Consider the following 17151-nt stretch of genomic DNA (forward strand, 5'->3'; position numbering starts at 1 on the left):
CTAGTTGACGTTGTCGGGGTGGGACCCGGTGCGCTGCCCGCGGTCAAGCTCAGCCAAGGCTGCCGTGTCGCGGTCTGAAAGTTCAAAGCCGAAGACGTCCAGGTTTTCCCGGATCCGTGCCTCGGAGCTTGCCTTCGGGATGGCGATGTTCCCCAACTGGATATGCCACCGAAGAATGATCTGGGCTGCTGTGCGGCCGTGCTCGGCCGCCAGTGCCAGGACCACGGAATCCGACAGTACGTGTCCGCGCCCCAGGGGGCTCCAGGCTTCAGTCCGGATGCCCAGGGTGTGGTGCTTCTCCCTGAGCTCCACCTGCTGAAGCCACGGGTGCAGTTCAATCTGGTTCACAGCCGGCACCACTTCGGCACTCTCGAGCAGGCGGTCCAGGTGCGCCGGCTGGAAGTTGCAGACACCGATGGCCCTGACCTTCCCTTCGCGGTACAGCGTTTCGAGGGCGCGGTACGTGTCGCTGAACAGATCCCGATTGGCGCAGGGCCAGTGGATCAGGTACATGTCCACGTAGTCCAGGCCGAGGTTAACCATGGAGGTATCGAAGGCACGGAGGGTTGCGTCGTACCCCTGGTCATCGTTCCACACCTTCGTGGTGACAAATACGTCCTCGCGCCGCAGGCCGGGCGAGGACTCCCCGGAGCCGCCGCTCCTGCCGTCGGAATCCATGGCCGGGCCCAGTCCTCGCGCCACGCCGGTTTCGTTGCCGTACATGGCTGCCGTGTCAAAGTGGCGGTATCCGGTGCCCAGGGCCGTGGCCACCAGGCCGGCGGCTTCCGCTGCCGGAACTTTGTACAGCCCGAAGCCCAACTGGTCGATCAGCACACCGTTGTTAAGGCTGAGCCGGGGTGAGGTTTTCATAGCATTGACTCTACCCATTGGGCCAAGCGACACCGCCAAACCCCACCAGGCGGCGCGCGGTGGCTTCATCCACGATCAGGTCGGTGGCGAGGCCGGCGGACAGGGCGCCCCGCAGGCCATTGATCTTCGATGCCCCGGAGACCACGCAGATCCGACGCCGGACCTGGCGCAGCTGGGAGAGGGCCGGACCCGTGGAGCGTTCATTGAGGACGATGCCGTCGGAGGATCCGTCACGCCGGAAAAACACCGTGGCGACGTCACCCACAACGTCAGAATGGGCAAGCACCTTGAGATCGCTTTCGTCCAGGTAGCCACCCGCGTAAACGTGGCTTGGGTAGTCTGCGTGCACGGATCCAACGCCGAAGATGGCGATGCTCATCCGGGCCTGCAAATCCAGGATGCGCTGCACGCTGCGCTCATTCCACATGGCGGTTTTGGTGGCCGCATGGTCAAAGAATGCGGGAACAGGGAACTGCTCCACGCGTGCACCGTAGGCACTTCCGAAGCGTCGCATGATGTCACTCGCGTACGTGATGCCGGTGGTGTGCATGTTGCCGGCGCCGTTCAGCTGGACCACCACGGTATCGTGCGTGATCTTGCGGGTGAGGTGCCTGCTGACGGCGCTGAGCGTTGATCCCCACGCGACGCCGATGATCGCATTGGAATCCACCAGGGGGCCGATGGTTCGTGCTGCCTGGATGGCCACCCGGTCCAGGGTTTCCGCCTCGTTCAGAGACTCCACCACCGGAACCACGTGCACGTCAACGCTGTACTCGCGCCGGATCATGCTTTCGAGTTCGGGGCCGGTATCCATTGGATTGCGGATCTGGATCTGGACCAAACCCGTATCCCTGGCGGCCGAGAGGAGCCTGGAAACAGTGGACCGGGACGTCCGCAGTTCCCGTGCGATTGCGTCCATGGTCAGGTCCTGGAGGTAATACATCTGTGCAGCCCTGAGCGCATCTGAGTGCCGTGAAGGCGTCATTCGGACTCCAATCTGCACGTTTGTGCATAGTGCTTGACTCCATTTTCCAATACTCCAAACAATAGTTGAAGAACGACGGTTCGTCCGGCGGTTGCCCGCAGGCCAATAAACCCAGGGAGCAGTTTTGGGAATCAGAGATTCATTCAGCCACAGCGGAGCCACGCCCGCCCACGGCCCGGTGCTGCGCGCATCGGTCCAGGGTCTGCGAAATCGTCCGCACGCCAAAGTTTTGATCATCGGCGGTGGCATCAACGGCGTGGGAACGTTCCGGGACCTCGCCCTGCAGGGAGTGGATGTGGCCCTGGTGGAGCGTGGAGACTACTGCCAGGGTGCCAGCGGTGCGTCCTCACACATGATTCATGGCGGTATCCGTTACCTCGAAAACGGAGAATTCCGCCTCGTCCAGGAATCTGTAGTGGAACGCAACCGACTCCTGCGGATCGCACCGCATTATGTGAAGCCCCTCCAGACCACCATCCCCATCTTCAGCACCTTTTCCGGCGTCCTGTCCGCACCCCTGCGGTTCCTCACGCACAAACAGCAGGGCAAGCCCAAGGAGCGCGGCGCGTTCCTGATCAAACTGGGCCTGAGCATGTATGACTCGTTTTCCCGCGACGGCGGTGCCGTGCCGCGCCACCAGTTCCGCGGACGGAAGCGGGCCCTCGCCGAGCTGCCGCAGCTGCACCCAGGCATCAAATACGCCGCCACATACTTCGACGCGTCGGTGCATAACCCCGAGCGGCTCACGCTCGATGTGCTCCAGGACGGCGAAAAAGCAGGCAAGGGCAACGGCGGACCGGAAACCTCAACAGCCCGGGCAAGCAACTACCTCGCACTTCATTCTCTCGGCGGGCCTGCCACACAGTCCGGCACCACGGTCCAGCTGCGCGACGAACTGACAGGCGAGCTCTTCGATTTCACCGCGGACGTCATCGTCAACACAACCGGCGCCTGGGTGGACCTGACCAACGAAGCCATGGGGGCGGCGTCGGCCTTTATGGGCGGCACAAAAGGATCGCACATCGTACTGGACCACCCGGTCCTGCTCGAGGCCTGCAAAGGCCGGGAGATCTTCTTTGAACACACGGACGGCCGGATTGTCCTCATCTACCCCATGGGCGACCGGGTCCTGGTAGGAACCACTGACATCAATGCGGACATGACGCAGGACGCCGTGTGCACGGACGAGGAGATCGACTACTTCTTTAACCTGATCGGCCACGTCTTCCCGGACATCAGCGTGCAGCGTGACCAGATCGTTTACACGTTCTCCGGCGTCCGCCCGCTGCCACGCCACGATGCCACCCAGCCTGGGTTTGTTTCGCGCGACTACAGCATCGAACGGCGCACCCCGGATGCCGCGGTGCCCGGCGCCGGAACCGCGGTCGTACTCAGCCTGGTGGGGGGCAAGTGGACCACATTCCGGGCGTTGGCCGAGCACATGGCAAATGATGTGCTTGCCGAGCTGGGAATGGAGCGGAAGGTCTCCACGGCGAAGCTCGCCATCGGAGGCGGTGCCGGTTTCCCCGAGAATGAGGCCGGCATCCAGAAATGGATCAAGGCGCACATGGGTACAGGGCGGGATGCTGACCGCTCTGCCGTCCTCTTGACGCGTTACGGCACGAGGGCAGACGACGTGATCCGCTACCTTGATGCAGGCCCGGACAGGCTGCTCCGTTCCACCCGTGAACTCAGTGTCCGGGAGCTGGAGTTCATGGCCCGGAATGAGCAGATCGGGCACCTCATCGATGTCCTGATCAGGCGTACGTCGCTCGCCTTCCGTGGACTTGTCACCGGAGAACTTCTTGTCGAGGTTGCGGACGTCCTGTCCGCCCCGCTGGGCTGGGATGCCACAGCCAGGACCGACGAGATCAAGCATGCGCGGGAAGTACTGGAGCGATTCCACCGCGTACAGATCCACAGCCTGGTGGCCTAGGCAGACCAGGCTGCAGCCGGGGCGTCAAAGCGCTCCGGTTCAACGGTCCCTCAACCCGCGAAGGACCGCAAAATAGAAAATAGAGGAGTCAATGATGTCTCTTGGAATTGTTTTTCTTTCCGAAGTCTTCGGAACGGCGATGCTCACCCTGCTGGGGTGTGGTGTCGTGGCCAACGTGGCCCTGAAGGGCACAAAAGGCAACAGCGGCGGGTTCCTGATGGTGACCTGGGGGTGGGGGATCGCCGTGTTCGCGGGTGTTTTTGTTGCCGCCAAATCCGGCGCCCACCTTAATCCCGCCGTCACGCTGGGCCTACTGGTCAAGGGCGGCAAGGAGTATGCCAAGGACGTCCCGGTAGATGTCGCGTCCACATTCACCTACTTCGGTGGTGAACTGGTCGGCGCCTTCCTGGGCGCGGTCGTTTGTTGGGCCGCGTACAAGCAGCATTTTGATGCCGAGCCCGTGGCAGCCAACAAGCTCGCAACGTTCTCCACCGGGCCGGCCATCCGATCCGTACCGTGGAACCTCGTCACGGAGATCATCGGTACGTTCGTCCTGGTCTTCGTCATCCTGACGCTTGGCGGGACGCCCTCGGGCCTGGGGCCGCTGGCGGTCGCCCTGCTCGTGGTGGGCATCGGTGTATCACTGGGCGGACCGACGGGCTATGCCATCAATCCCGCCCGTGACCTCGGGCCGCGCATCGCACACGCACTCCTGCCCATCAAGGGCAAGGGTTCAAGTGACTGGGCCTACTCGTGGATCCCCGTGGTGGGGCCGCTGATCGGAGGGACCCTTGCCGGTCTGGTGGCCCTCTTGGTTCCCATGATCATGCCCGCCATCGCCGGCTAGTAACTGCATCAAAAACACACACAAAAAATACAGACAAGGACGTCACCATGAACCAATACGTAATCGCCATCGATCAGGGCACCACCAGCTCCCGCGCCATCGTCTTTGACCACAGCGGCACTATCGTGTCCTCGGGCCAGATGGAGCACGAGCAGATCTTCCCGCAGGCGGGCTGGGTAGAGCACAACCCTGCCGAGATCTGGAACAACACCCGCGAGGTGATCGCTTCCGCGCTCTCCAAGGCGAACCTGACCCGGCACGACATCGCCGCCGTCGGGATTACCAATCAGCGCGAGACCGCCGTCGTCTGGGACAAAACCACCGGCGAGGCCGTCTATAACGCGATTGTCTGGCAGGACACCAGGACCCAGGACATCGTGGATGAGCTGGCGAAGGACGGCGGGCCGGAGCGGTTTAAGCAGAAGGTGGGCCTGCCCCTAGCCACGTATTTCTCCGGGACAAAGATCAAGTGGATCCTGGACAACGTCGACGGCGCACGGGCCAAGGCGGACGCCGGTGACCTGGTCTTCGGAAACACCGATTCCTGGGTCCTCTGGAACCTGACGGGCGGTGTTGACGGCGGAGTGCACGCCACAGACGTCACGAACGCGTCCCGCACCCTGTTCATGGACCTCGAAACGTTGAGCTGGGATGAGGAGATCCTGGGCATCTTCGGCGTGCCGCTGAGCATGATGCCGGCGATCAAGTCCTCCTCAGAGGTCTACGGCACCGTGCATACGTCGCAACTCTTGCGCGAAGTGCCTGTCGCCGGCATTCTCGGCGATCAGCAGGCGGCCACGTTCGGCCAGGCGGCATTCGAAGCAGGTGAAGCCAAAAACACGTACGGCACCGGCTGCTTCCTGATCTTCAACACCGGCGAGGAGATCGTTCACTCGAAAAACGGACTGCTCACCACGGTCGGGTACAAGCTCGGAGACGCCCCCACGCACTATGCGCTGGAAGGCTCTATTGCGGTCACCGGTTCGCTGATCCAGTGGCTCCGGGACAACCTCGGCATGATCAGCAGCGCGCCGGAAGTGGAAACGCTGGCGGCGGCCGTTGAGGACAACGGCGGCGTCTACATCGTGCCGGCGTTCTCGGGGCTCTTTGCCCCGTACTGGCGTTCGGATGCCCGCGGCGCCATTGTGGGCCTGACCCGGTTCGTCAACAAGAACCACATCGCCCGGGCGGCGCTTGAGGCCACGGCGTTCCAGACCCGCGAGGTACTGGACGCAGTCAATGCTGACTCCGGCGTTCCGCTCACTGAGTTGAAGGTCGACGGCGGCATGGTGGCCAACGACGCTCTGATGCAATTCCAGGCGGACATCCTGGGCGTGCCGGTGATCCGTCCGAAAGTGGTGGAGACGACCGCGCTGGGCGCCGCCTACGCAGCCGGCCTCGCCGTCGGATTCTGGAAGGACCTTGGCGAGTGCTCGGCCAACTGGGCCGAGGACAAGCGGTGGGAGCCGCAAATGGACCAGACCGAGCAGGACCGGCAGTTGCGCCTCTGGAAGAAGGCCGTGACGAAGTCCATGGACTGGGTCGACGAGGATGTGAAATAGCCTGAGTCCGTCGTTGACGGAAGCCGCACCTGCCCCGCCCGCTTCGCGGTGCCCACCACACCCGGGGCAGGTGCGGCTTCCGTCAACGTCATCTACAGTGAACCGATCGTGGCGACTTACGTTTAGGTGAAGGGACGCGTGCGCTAAAGTAGACCTATGCGTGCGATCCTTCTGCTTAGCTAGCCGCCCGGTGTCCGGAAACAACCGGAATGCCGTGCGGCTGCCCCTCCATGGCGAGGGGCTTTTGTGTGTCCGGGCACGTTTGACGGGCCGGCAACAGAGGGGATCAGACCGTTGTGGCAGCACCGATGCCACAACAGAACAGAAGAGGGCAGCAGTGAGCGTTCAGCCGGAGACAGAGACCGGAACAGCAGCAGTGGCGGCAGTAACACCCGATGAGGGTGCCTACAGCTTCGCGGCGATGGAGGCAAGGTGGCCGCAGGTGTGGGAAGACCTCAAGGTTTTCACGCCGGTGGATGATGGTTCCCGCGAGCGCCGCTACGTGCTGGACATGTTCCCGTACCCCTCGGGTGACCTGCACATGGGCCACGCCGAGGCCTTTGCCATGGGCGATGTTGTGGCCCGCTACCTGCGGCAAAAGGGCTTCGACGTCCTGCACCCGATCGGTTGGGACTCGTTCGGGCTGCCGGCGGAAAACGCCGCCATCAAGCGCAACGCCCACCCCAGCGAGTGGACCTACGCCAACATCGACACCCAGGCGGCCTCGTTCAAGCGTTACGCGATCTCCGCGGACTGGTCCCGGCGTGTCCACACCTCGGACCCCGAGTACTACCGCTGGACCCAGTGGCTGTTCAAGCGCTTCTACGAGAAGGGCCTCGCGTACCGCAAGGACTCCCCGGTCAACTGGTGCCCCAAGGACCAGACCGTTCTGGCCAACGAACAGGTGGTCAACGGTGCCTGCGAACGCTGCGGAACGCCCGTTACCAAGAAGTCCCTGAACCAGTGGTACTTCAAGATCACCGAGTACGCTGACCGCCTGCTCGATGATATGGACGGGCTGCGCGGCCACTGGCCCGAGCGCGTGCTGGCGATGCAGAAGAACTGGATCGGGCGCTCCGAAGGTGCCCACGTCAACTTTGTGATCGAAGCCGACAGCGGCAAGCCCGCCAAGGACGTCACCGTCTTCACCACCCGACCGGACACCCTGTACGGTGCCACGTTCTTTGTTGTGGCCGCCGACGCGCCGATCGCCGTCGAACTTGTCACCGAGGAGCACGCCGCCGCCCTGGACGCCTACCGCGAACAGGTCAAGGCACTGACCGAAATCGAACGCCAGTCCACCGAACGAGAAAAGACTGGTGTCTTCACCGGCCGCTACGCCGTCAATCCCCTCAACGGTGAAAAGCTGCCGGTCTGGGCTGCTGATTACGTCCTGGCCGACTACGGCACCGGCGCTATCATGGCTGTCCCGGCCCACGACCAGCGCGACCTCGACTTTGCCACGACGTTCGACCTGCCCGTCCGTGCCGTGCTTGACACCGGCGAAGAGGACCCCACCGTTTCCGGCAAGGCCACCTCCGGCGAGGGCACCCTGATCAACTCTGGCATCCTCGATGGGCTGCCGAAGGCAGATGCCATCCCCGCTGCCATCGGCATCCTCGAGAAGCAGGGCACCGGCGAGAAGTTCGTCAACTTCCGCCTGCGTGACTGGCTGCTGAGCCGCCAGCGGTTCTGGGGCACGCCCATCCCGATCATCCACTGCCCTGCCTGCGGCGAGGTTCCCGTTCCTGACGAGCAGCTGCCTGTCAGGCTGCCGGCTGACCTGCGCGGCGAAGACTTGTCCCCGAAGGGCACGTCACCGCTGGCCGCCGCTGAGGCCTGGGTCAACGTTGACTGCCCCAATTGCCACGGGCCTGCAAAGCGCGATACCGACACCATGGACACGTTTGTGGATTCGTCCTGGTACTTCCTGCGGTTCGTCTCACCGCAGTACACCGAAGGCCCGTTCGATCCGGCGAAGATCAACGAGTGGATGCCCGTGGGCCAATATGTGGGCGGCGTGGAGCACGCCATCCTGCACCTGCTGTACGCCCGGTTCTTCACCAAGGTCATCCACGACCTCGGCATGATCGACGTGGACGAACCGTTCAGCGCGCTGCTGAACCAGGGCCAGGTCCTCAATGGGGGCAAGGCCATGAGCAAGTCGCTGGGCAACGGTGTAGACCTCAGCGAGCAGCTGGACAAGTACGGCGTGGACGCCGTGCGTCTGACCATGATCTTCGCGTCCCCGCCGGAGGACGACGTCGACTGGGCGGACGTTTCGCCGTCGGGATCCGCAAAGTTCCTGGCCCGTGCCTGGCGCCTGGCGCAGGACGTCACCAGTGAGCCGGGTGCCGCTGTCGCCGCCGGTGACCGTGCCCTGCGCTCCGTCATTCACCGCACCATCGCGGACGCCGCCGCGCTGCTTGACACCAACAAGTTCAACGTGGTGGTGGCCAAGCTCATGGAACTGGTCAACGCAACACGCAAAACCATAGATGCAGCCAGCGGCGCCGGCGGGGCGGATCCTGCCGTCCGGGAGGCGGCGGAAGCCGTCGCCGTCATCCTGAGCCTCTTCGCGCCGTACACCGCGGAGGACATGTGGAACGTCCTGGGCCATCCCGCGTCCGTGGCGAACGCCGGCTGGCCGGTACACGACGAAGCGCTGCTGGTCCAGGAAACCGTCACCGCGGTGATCCAGGTCCAGGGCAAAGTCCGTGACCGCGTCGAAGTCTCGCCGGGGATCGGCGAAGACGAACTGCGGGAACTGGCCCTGGCCAGCGAAAACGTCCAGCGCGCGCTTGACGGCCGCGGCATCCGCACGGTGATCGTGCGAGCGCCTAAACTGGTCAACATCGTCCCGGCCTAACCCGGGACACCGGCCGCCGGTTCCAACTGGCGGCCGGTCCTAGAGCAGGAGGCGTTCTTGCCCGACCGTGACGCCGCTGCCTGGCTTTGGCTCCGGGAGCGTCTGTCTGCCCTCCGTCCTGCACCGCGCCCTGGCACGCAACTGTCGCCAGTCCCGGTGGCGCCCGCCGTCGTCGTCCGTACCGCAGTGGTTACCGACTCTGCCTCCGCACTGCCGCCCGACTGGGTGCGTTCGTGCGCCGGTGACGGACGCCTGACTGTCATCCCGATGCCCGTTATGGTGGGCGCGGAAATCTACGGCGAGGGCGAAGACGACATCACCGAAACCATTGCGCTGGCACTCGCCAGCGGCACATCGGTCAAGACGTCCCGCCCGTCACCGGGACAGTTTGAACAGGTCTTCCTGGCCGCTGAACGCCTGGGCTATGAAAGCGTGGTCTCCATTCACATCTCCGGAGGCTTGTCCGGGACCGCGGATGCGGCGAGGCTCGCGGCCACCCGGGTGGCAATCCCGGTGGAAGTCCTCGACTCCTCCACTGTGGGCATGGCTCTGGGCATGGGTGTGCAGGCCGCGGTGGCGGCAGCCGCGGCAGGCAGCGACATCACAGCCGTAGCAGCCGCGGCGGCGGCGCAGTTCGCGCGCACCAAGGTCTATTTCTACGTGCCCAGCCTTGAACAGCTCCGCCGGGGCGGCCGGATCGGCGCGGCCGCGTCGCTGCTGGGGACCATGTTCGCCATCAAACCCATCCTTGCCGTCGACGACGGCAAGATCATACCGCTGGAAAAGGTCAGATCGGCAGTCAAGGCTGTCGCCCGCCTCGAGGAGCTGGCCACCGCGGACGCCGCATCGCGCCCCCATGGCCAGGCCCGCCTTGCCGTCCACCACTTCGGTAATCCGGCCGAGGCAGAGGCTTTGGCAGCCCGGCTGTCCGCCGCCTTGCCCAGCTGCCCGCCTGCCCAGATCAGCTCCCTGCCAGCCGTCCTGGCAGCCCACGCCGGGCTTGGTGTGCTCGCGGTGATCGTGGGGGAGAATGGCCCAACTGTGCGGAACCCCGAGTCGGAGCTCCCGGCAGCTTCGACGTCGTAGCTTCGGACTAGCGGTTTCCACATAGGTGCAGCCGGGACTGTCCCCGGCGGCTATGCTTCCCTAGCGTTGGGTGCATGTCACGCCGGGACGCTGGAGCAGCAGCACGCCAGGGGGCCCGGCATGCCCGGGACCGGTTGCGGTCCACGCTCGGAGCCAGCCCGGGGCTACTGCTCACCGACGGCGGCGATAGGGTGTTTGAGTACGACGGGGCGGCTCACGGTTCCTGTGACGACGCCGCTTCGGGGGCCGCTGATGATTCCCCTGCCGGTACAGAGAGGACGGGACCGTTACTGAGGTGGCGGGTGGGCCTGCGTGTCGCTTTGCTCATTGCCGCCATCGCGGTACTTGGCAGCGTCTGGTTCTGGGCTCAGGTAGCCGCCGGTCAGCCCGAAGTCAGGCCACTGAGTGACAGCTCCGCCCAGGGCAGCATGCCTGAGGGGGTGGTCAGCCACGGCCCCGAGCCACGCGGGGCCGGGCAGCGTGAACTGGCGCCGGAAAGTACACAGGCCGGCACCGTCATCATCCACGTGGCCGGGGCCGTCGCCGTGCCCGGGGTTGTGCAGTTGCCCGCGGGCAGCCGGGTTCACCAGGCAATCGCCGCGGCAGGCGGCGGCACGGCCGCTGCAGACCTGAACCGGCTTAACCTTGCTGCCGTACTGACGGACGGACAAAAGCTCTACGTTCCCCAGGCCGGCGAAGAAGTCCCCGCCGGATCGTCCGGCCCACCCGGGGAAGCTGGGGAGGAGCCTGGCAATAGTGGGACCGCGTCAGCAGGAGGAAAGGTCAACCTCAACACGGCAAGCGTCGAAGAGTTGGATGCGCTGCCGAAAGTCGGGCCAGTACTGGCTCAGCGGATCGTGGACTGGCGCAAGGAACACGGCTCCTTCACATCGGTTGAGGATCTTGACGCCGTGGACGGCGTGGGCCCCAAGATGCTCGAAACGCTTCTTCCCCTGGTAAGGGTCTGAGGTGGCCGGGCGCAGCCCGTGGAGCCGCTTTGTTGACTCAGCCGTGCAGGGCCAGCGGGCTCCGGGAGCGTTCCCGGCTTCCGTGGGTAGGCCGGCCGTAACTCCGCCCTCCGGGTTTCGAGCCGTCGGTCTGAACCTCCGCAGGCTGGGTGAACGCGTTGGGCCGAAACTTCGGGGCAAGGAGCCATCGATTTCATCAGCGGATGCGCCGCGCCGGCGCACGGACGTCAGGCTGGCGCTGCCCGCCCTCCTCGTCTGGAGTGCCGCTGTCGCCGGTGTCTGGCTTACCCCAGGGGCGCTGGTAGGGCTCTGCTGCGGGTTGGTGCTGGTGGCTGCCTGTCTGTTGATCGGGGCATTGCGAGGCAGGGCGCTGGTGGCAGGCCGCCGGAGCTTTCTGATGACCACCGCGGTTGCCTTGTTACTGGCCGCGACCGCGGCTGCCCATTCGGCAGTCTCCTCGTCCCAACGCCACGACGGGCCGTTTGCCGAAGCTGCCGCGGCCGGGAACTCTGTGGTGGCCATCCTGGAAGTAACCGGATCCCCGCGTGCCATCACAGTCCCGGGCACTTCTGGGCCGCCCGCACGGTGGTCGGTAACAGCGCAGACAGCGGAGATTGCCGTCAGCAGCCAGGTCATCCGCACGCGTGCCCCTGTGGTGGTGATGGGCGGCGAGGGCTGGGGAGACCTGGTGCCCGGGCAGGTGGTCCGGACGGCCGGCAAGCTGAAGGCGCCCGTCGCAGGCCAGCAGGAAACCGCTGTCCTGTCGGCCTCCCTGCCACCCCGTACCGGTTCCGGGGCCGTCAGCAGCGCCGCAGTTGATGATGCCGATGCCCCGGCTTGGCAGCTTGTAGCCAAGGATCTGCGCGTCCGCTATGTCTCCGCTGCATCTTTCCTTGCCGCCGATCCGGCCGGTCTCCTCCCGGGCATGGTCACCGGAGATACCAGCGCCCTGGACGAAGGGCTCAATGCGGCGATGAAAACTGTGGGCATGACCCATTTGACCGCGGTCAGCGGAGCGAACTGCAGCCTGGTCCTGGGTGCGCTGCTGATCGCTGCACGCAGCCTTCGCCTGCCCCGGCTCCCTGCTGGGGGACTGGCACTGACCGGCCTGGCCATGTTTGTGGTGCTCGTGGGCCCGGACGCCAGCGTGTTGCGTGCCGCGCTGATGGGTGCAATCGCAGTGGCCGCGTTGGCAGGCGGCCGGACGGGCCGTGGCCTCAGTTTCCTCTCCCTCGCCGTAATGGGCCTGCTCCTGATGGACCCCGGCCTCGGTACCAGCTTTGGGTTCCTCCTGTCCGTACTCGCGACCCTGGGAATCATCGTCCTGGGCCGACGGATGATCGACTGGACCCCGGCAGTTATTCCACGCTGGGCAGCCGCGGCCTGCGCCGTTCCGCTCTCCGCGCAGTTGCTGTGCGGCCCGGTGATTGTGCTCCTGCAGCCCCAGTTCTCCACGTACTCGCTGCTCGCTAACCTGATGGCAGCCCCGCTGGTAGCACCGGTGACGTTGCTGGGAACGGCAGCGGTCCCAGTGGTGGTTGCTGCGCCGTGGCTGGCCACCGTCCTGATCGCCGTGGCAGGCACTTTCAGCGCCGGGGTGGCAGGCACCGCGCGGATCACGGCCGGATTGCCGGGGGCTGCACTGCCCTGGCCCGAAGGACCATTCGGACTCCTGACCATGGGGCTGCTCTCCGGGCTGACGTTTGCCATTGTGTGGCTATCCGTCAGGCCGCGGCAGGTGTTCCGGGGGGTCCGGGTACTGCACGCCCGGACCGAATCCGTGTTGGACCTATTGGAACGGCATCTGGGGGCCGCGGTGTCCCGGTGCCGGCCAGGCCGACGTTGGCCATGCCATCGTGACCCCGGCTTGGCGGCTGCGGCCCACCGTGGCAGGCTTAGACACGGCACCAGAATTTCCGGGAGGAATCCACCATGGCCGCAGCCCAGACCACTCGAACCAGGACTCCGGCGTCCAACACGGCCACCTGGCGGGACGTGACGCCAGCCGAAATCGTCCTCGTGGGCGGACCGGAGGAATACCTCGGCATCCGGGCCATGGACCATCTCCGCGCCCAGGTGCGAACGGCGTTCCCTGACGTGGAGGTCAGCCGCCTCGCAGCCGGCGCCTACGAAGCCGGAACCCTCGCGATGAATGTCAGCCCCTCACTCTTCGGTGAGCGCAAGCTGATCGAAGTCGAAGGCGTAGAAGGCATGAACGATGCTTTCCTGGCCGACGCGCTGACCTACCTGTCCCGCCCGGAACCGGACGCGGTGCTCGTCCTGCGCCACGCCGGGGGAGTCCGGGGCAAGAAGCTCCTCGATGCTATCAAAGCGGGCGGTTGGCCGGTGGTGGACTGCCAGCCACTGAAGAAGGACGCGGATAAGGCAACTTTCGTGTCGACTGAATTCAGGGCAGCCGGACGCAAGATCAGCTCGGACGCCGTACAGACGCTGGTGAACGCCGTTGGTGCCAACCTTTCGGAACTCGCGGCGGCGTGCAGCCAGCTGATCGCGGATGCCACGGGGGCAGTGACCCCGGACATGGTGGACCGCTACTACGGCGGCCGGATTGAGGCCACGGCGTTCAAGGTCGCGGACGCTGCGATGGCAGGAAACGGGCCAGTAGCTCTCTCCATCCTTCGCCACGCGCTTGCCACCGGAGCCGATCCGGTTCCGCTGGTGGCGGCGCTGGCGGCCAAGCTGCGGACGGTGGCTAAAGTTGCCGGCGCCCAGGGGTCCCCGGCGCAGATCGCCCGGGACTTGGGCATGCAGCCGTGGCTCGTGGAGCAGGCTCAGCGCGATGTGCGCCGGTGGACCCCGGAAGGCCTGGTCCGCTCCATCCAGGCGACCGCCGAGGCCGATGCCCAGGTCAAAGGTCTTTCGCGTGATCCCGTCTATGCCGTTGAACATGCCGTGACCGTCATTGCAACCTCTGTGCGCGGACACTGATTCCAGTTGGCTGCGGCTGCGTACGTAACGCTGACGTAGCGGCTGGTAACTTAAAGATGTGTGGCCGGCACCCATCGGGTGCCGGCCACAATCATCAGTTCAGGTGAACTGGAAACCTTACAGCGCGTTGACCTTCTTGGAGATGGCCGACTTGCGGTTTGCTGCGTTGTTCTTGTGCAGAACACCCTTGCTGACAGCCTTGTCCAGCTTGCGGCCGGCAACAAGCAGAGCAGCGGCAGCTGCATCCTTGTCGGTGGACTCAACGGCGGTGTTGACGGCGCGGATGGCCGTCTTCAGCTCAGACTTGACTGCGTTGTTGCGCAGGCGGGCCTTCTCGTTGGTAAGGATGCGCTTCTTCTGGGACTTGATATTAGCCACGTGTGAACTCTCTTTTTAATGCGGAAATGGTCTAGAGGGCTTTCAGATTGGCCATTGACTGAGCGGCGTGGGGATACCTATGGCGACCAACCATGAGTGGCCGTCGACCTGCACGGACACACAGCTATACAGAATAGCAGACCCCCCGCAGACTGGCCATTTGGCGGGTTACGTCCAGCCGTGTCGGCGCCGGATGCCTGCGGCCACCAGATCGAAGCGTTTCCGGTCCAGGACAGCACCTTCGCGCCGGATGGTGTCCGGTCTGATCTGCAGGATCCGTCCCAGGTTGGCCTCGCTGGGCCGCTGCTGGCGGTCCCAGCTGCCGGTCCCGATGTCCACGTAGTCTCCGGAGCCGTTGCCGGTATGGTCGTGGTCCTTGCTGGTGAGCATCACTCCCAGCAAGTACCGGCCGCTCGTGCCTACCAGCAGAACAGGGCGGTCTTTGCCCCGGCTGTGGTCCTCTTCGTACGGTACCCAGGTCCACACGATCTCGCCGGGGTCGGGACTGCCGTCGGGCTGCGGGGCGTACCGTATGGCAGCCGTGCCGCCAAAGTCGCCAGGATAGATGGCGGGCGTGTCCGGTCCCGCAAGTTGGGTTGGGCCGGGACGGAAGTTCTGCAGGACCCTGACGGAGATCCGGACGGCATTGGCCAAGGAGCGGAGGTTGAAAGTCATGGGCCAACACTATCGCCGGGCCCCCCGGGGCCGGTTTGACCTGGATGCAATACGATGCGCCCGGACGTGGGAGACTGGAGGTTCCAAATGTGCGGTCCAGCCGCAGGGTGCCTTCGGTGCGTCCTGGCGGCGGCCGCATGAATGTCAACAGTAAGGACCCTGCGTGTCTCCCATGGCCCGCACCGCCCCGGTGCCCGCCGCGACTGATCCGGCCATCATTCGGAATTTCTGCATCATCGCGCACATTGACCACGGTAAATCCACCCTGGCTGACCGCATGCTGCAGTTTACCGGGGTGGTTAAGTCCCGCGATATGAAGGCCCAGTATCTGGATCGCATGGACATTGAGCGCGAACGCGGCATCACCATTAAGTCCCAGGCGGTCCGCATGCCCTGGGAGCTCGACGGGACCAGTTACGCGCTGAACATGATCGACACCCCCGGTCACGTGGACTTCACCTACGAGGTGTCCCGTTCGCTGGCGGCCTGCGAAGGGGCAGTACTGCTTGTTGACGCGGCGCAGGGCATCGAGGCGCAGACTCTCGCGAACCTCTACCTGGCAATGGAAAACAACCTCACCATCATTCCGGTGCTGAACAAGATCGACCTCCCGGCAGCTCAGCCCGAGAAGTACGCGGCCGAACTGGCCAGCCTGATCGGCGGCGACCCCGACGACGTGCTCCGCGTCTCCGGCAAGACCGGCATGGGTGTCGAGGTGCTGCTGGACAAGATCGTCCGCGACCTGCCGGCCCCAGTGGGGGACCCAAACGCCCCCGCGCGCGCCATGATCTTCGACTCCGTCTACGATACGTACCGCGGTGTGGTCACCTACGTCCGTGTGGTTGACGGCATGCTGCACCCCCGTGAACGTATCCAGATGATGTCCACCCGGGCCACCCACGAACTCCTGGAAATCGGGGTGAGTTCCCCGGAGCCCACCCCTTCCAAAGGCCTCGGCGTGGGCGAAGTGGGCTACCTCATCACCGGTGTGAAGGACGTCCGCCTGTCCAAAGTGGGCGACACCGTCACTAACCTGGCCAAGCCTGCGACTGCCTCCCTTCCCGGCTACGCCGACGCCAAGCCGATGGTCTTCTCCGGCCTGTATCCGCTGGACGGCACGGACTATCCTGTGCTCCGCGATGCGCTGGAGAAACTGATGCTTAACGACGCCGCACTGGTCTATGAGCCGGAAACGTCCGCCGCGCTGGGATTCGGCTTCCGGGTGGGCTTCCTCGGCCTGCTACACCTCGAAATCACCAGGGAGCGGCTCGAACGCGAATACAATCTGGACCTGATCTCCACGGCCCCCAATGTGGAGTACGAGGTAACGCTGGAGGACAAGAAGGTGGTCCACGTGACCAATCCCAGCGAATACCCCTCCGGCAAGATCGCCGAGGTCCGCGAGCCTATGGTGGCCGCCACCATCCTTGCTCCGAATGAGTTCGTGGGCGCCATCATGGAACTTTGCCAGAGCCGCCGCGGTGTTATCGGCGGCATGGACTACCTGTCCGAGGACAGGGTCGAAATCCGGTACCGGTTGCCGCTCGCTGAGATCGTGTTCGATTTCTTTGACATCCTTAAATCCAAGACCCGGGGCTACGGCTCGCTCGACTGGAAGGCTGACGGCGAGCAGGTGGCCGACCTGGTCAAGGTGGACATCATGCTCCAGGGCGAACAGGTGGATGCCTTCTCCGCCATCACGCACCGCGAGAAGGCTTATGCCTACGGTGTGATGATGACCGGCAAATTGCGCGAGCTTATTCCCCGCCAGCAGTTCGAAGTACCCATCCAGGCTGCCATCGGCTCCAGGATCATCGCCCGGGAAAGCATCCGCGCCATCCGCAAGGACGTTCTGGCCAAGTGCTACGGCGGCGACATTTCCCGTAAGCGCAAGCTGCTGGAGAAGCAGAAGGAAGGCAAAAAGCGCATGAAGATGGTGGGCCGTGTTGAGGTTCCCCAGGAAGCCTTTATCGCTGCGTTGACCACTGACGAGTCCAAGGACAAGGCCAAGAAGTAGTGATCACAG

At 64.6% G+C, this 17151-nt stretch carries 13 protein-coding genes; 9 read left to right on the forward strand and 4 right to left on the reverse strand.

All coding sequences use genetic code 11. The annotated features are described in order from the left end of the window. The gene (locus ACQCSV_RS10070; protein WP_354155029.1) at nt 1-870 is read right to left on the reverse strand and encodes an aldo/keto reductase; all 870 of its coding nucleotides are present in this window, start codon (nt 868-870) and stop codon (nt 1-3) included. A gap of 10 nt (nt 871-880) precedes the next feature. Continuing rightward, entirely contained in the window at nt 881-1855 is a 975-nt protein-coding gene (locus ACQCSV_RS10075) for a sugar-binding domain-containing protein (protein WP_354155030.1), read from the reverse strand. Between the two features lie 124 nt (nt 1856-1979). Between ACQCSV_RS10075 and ACQCSV_RS10080 the strand changes: the two genes are divergently transcribed. From ACQCSV_RS10080 to holA, 8 genes are all read left to right on the forward strand, one after another. Continuing rightward, nucleotides 1980-3791 (forward strand): glycerol-3-phosphate dehydrogenase/oxidase, encoded by a 1812-nt coding sequence (locus ACQCSV_RS10080; protein ID WP_426938374.1) that lies wholly within the window; start codon nt 1980-1982, stop codon nt 3789-3791. Between the two features lie 94 nt (nt 3792-3885). After that, entirely contained in the window at nt 3886-4638 is a 753-nt protein-coding gene (locus ACQCSV_RS10085; protein ID WP_354155031.1) for an MIP/aquaporin family protein, read from the forward strand. A gap of 47 nt (nt 4639-4685) precedes the next feature. Further along, nucleotides 4686-6200: a glycerol kinase GlpK gene (gene glpK, locus ACQCSV_RS10090; protein WP_354155032.1), complete on the forward strand. Its 1515-nt coding sequence runs from the start codon at nt 4686-4688 to the stop codon at nt 6198-6200. Between the two features lie 337 nt (nt 6201-6537). Then, a complete protein-coding gene (gene leuS / locus ACQCSV_RS10095; protein WP_354155033.1) occupies nt 6538-9069 on the forward strand; it encodes a leucine--tRNA ligase in 2532 nt (843 codons plus the stop codon). Nucleotides 9070-9126: 57 nt separating this feature from the next. After that, nucleotides 9127-10155: a DegV family protein gene (locus tag ACQCSV_RS10100; protein ID WP_354155034.1), complete on the forward strand. Its 1029-nt coding sequence runs from the start codon at nt 9127-9129 to the stop codon at nt 10153-10155. A 74-nt stretch (nt 10156-10229) separates the two neighbouring features. Further along, on the forward strand, nt 10230-11123 hold the full coding sequence (locus tag ACQCSV_RS10105) for a ComEA family DNA-binding protein (RefSeq protein ID WP_354155035.1): 894 nt from the start codon (nt 10230-10232) through the stop codon (nt 11121-11123). A gap of 1 nt (nt 11124) precedes the next feature. After that, nucleotides 11125-13122 carry a ComEC/Rec2 family competence protein gene (locus ACQCSV_RS10110; protein WP_354155036.1) on the forward strand — a complete coding sequence of 666 codons (1998 nt, stop codon included), beginning with the start codon at nt 11125-11127 and terminating at the stop codon, nt 13120-13122. Beyond that, nucleotides 13056-14072, forward strand: coding sequence for a DNA polymerase III subunit delta (gene holA, locus ACQCSV_RS10115; RefSeq protein ID WP_354155037.1), 1017 nt, complete (start codon nt 13056-13058; stop codon nt 14070-14072). Before ACQCSV_RS10110 ends, holA begins: the two co-directional genes overlap by 67 nt. 117 nt (nt 14073-14189) lie before the next feature. Here the strand turns inward: holA and rpsT are convergent, their stop codons facing one another. Both rpsT and ACQCSV_RS10125 read right to left on the reverse strand, forming a co-directional pair. Then, entirely contained in the window at nt 14190-14450 is a 261-nt protein-coding gene (gene rpsT, locus ACQCSV_RS10120; RefSeq protein WP_056340153.1) for a 30S ribosomal protein S20, read from the reverse strand. 168 nt (nt 14451-14618) lie between these two features. Further along, nucleotides 14619-15125, reverse strand: coding sequence for a type II toxin-antitoxin system PemK/MazF family toxin (locus ACQCSV_RS10125; RefSeq protein ID WP_426938375.1), 507 nt, complete (start codon nt 15123-15125; stop codon nt 14619-14621). 163 nt (nt 15126-15288) lie between these two features. On the opposite strand from ACQCSV_RS10125, the gene lepA reads away from it, so the two are divergent. Next, nucleotides 15289-17142, forward strand: a complete 1854-nt coding sequence (gene lepA, locus ACQCSV_RS10130) for a translation elongation factor 4 (protein ID WP_248760508.1) — start codon at nt 15289-15291, stop codon at nt 17140-17142. The last annotated feature ends 9 nt before the right edge of the window (nt 17143-17151 follow it).

This window comes from Pseudarthrobacter sp. S3 (assembly GCF_050156905.1).
Taxonomy (GTDB): domain Bacteria; phylum Actinomycetota; class Actinomycetes; order Actinomycetales; family Micrococcaceae; genus Arthrobacter.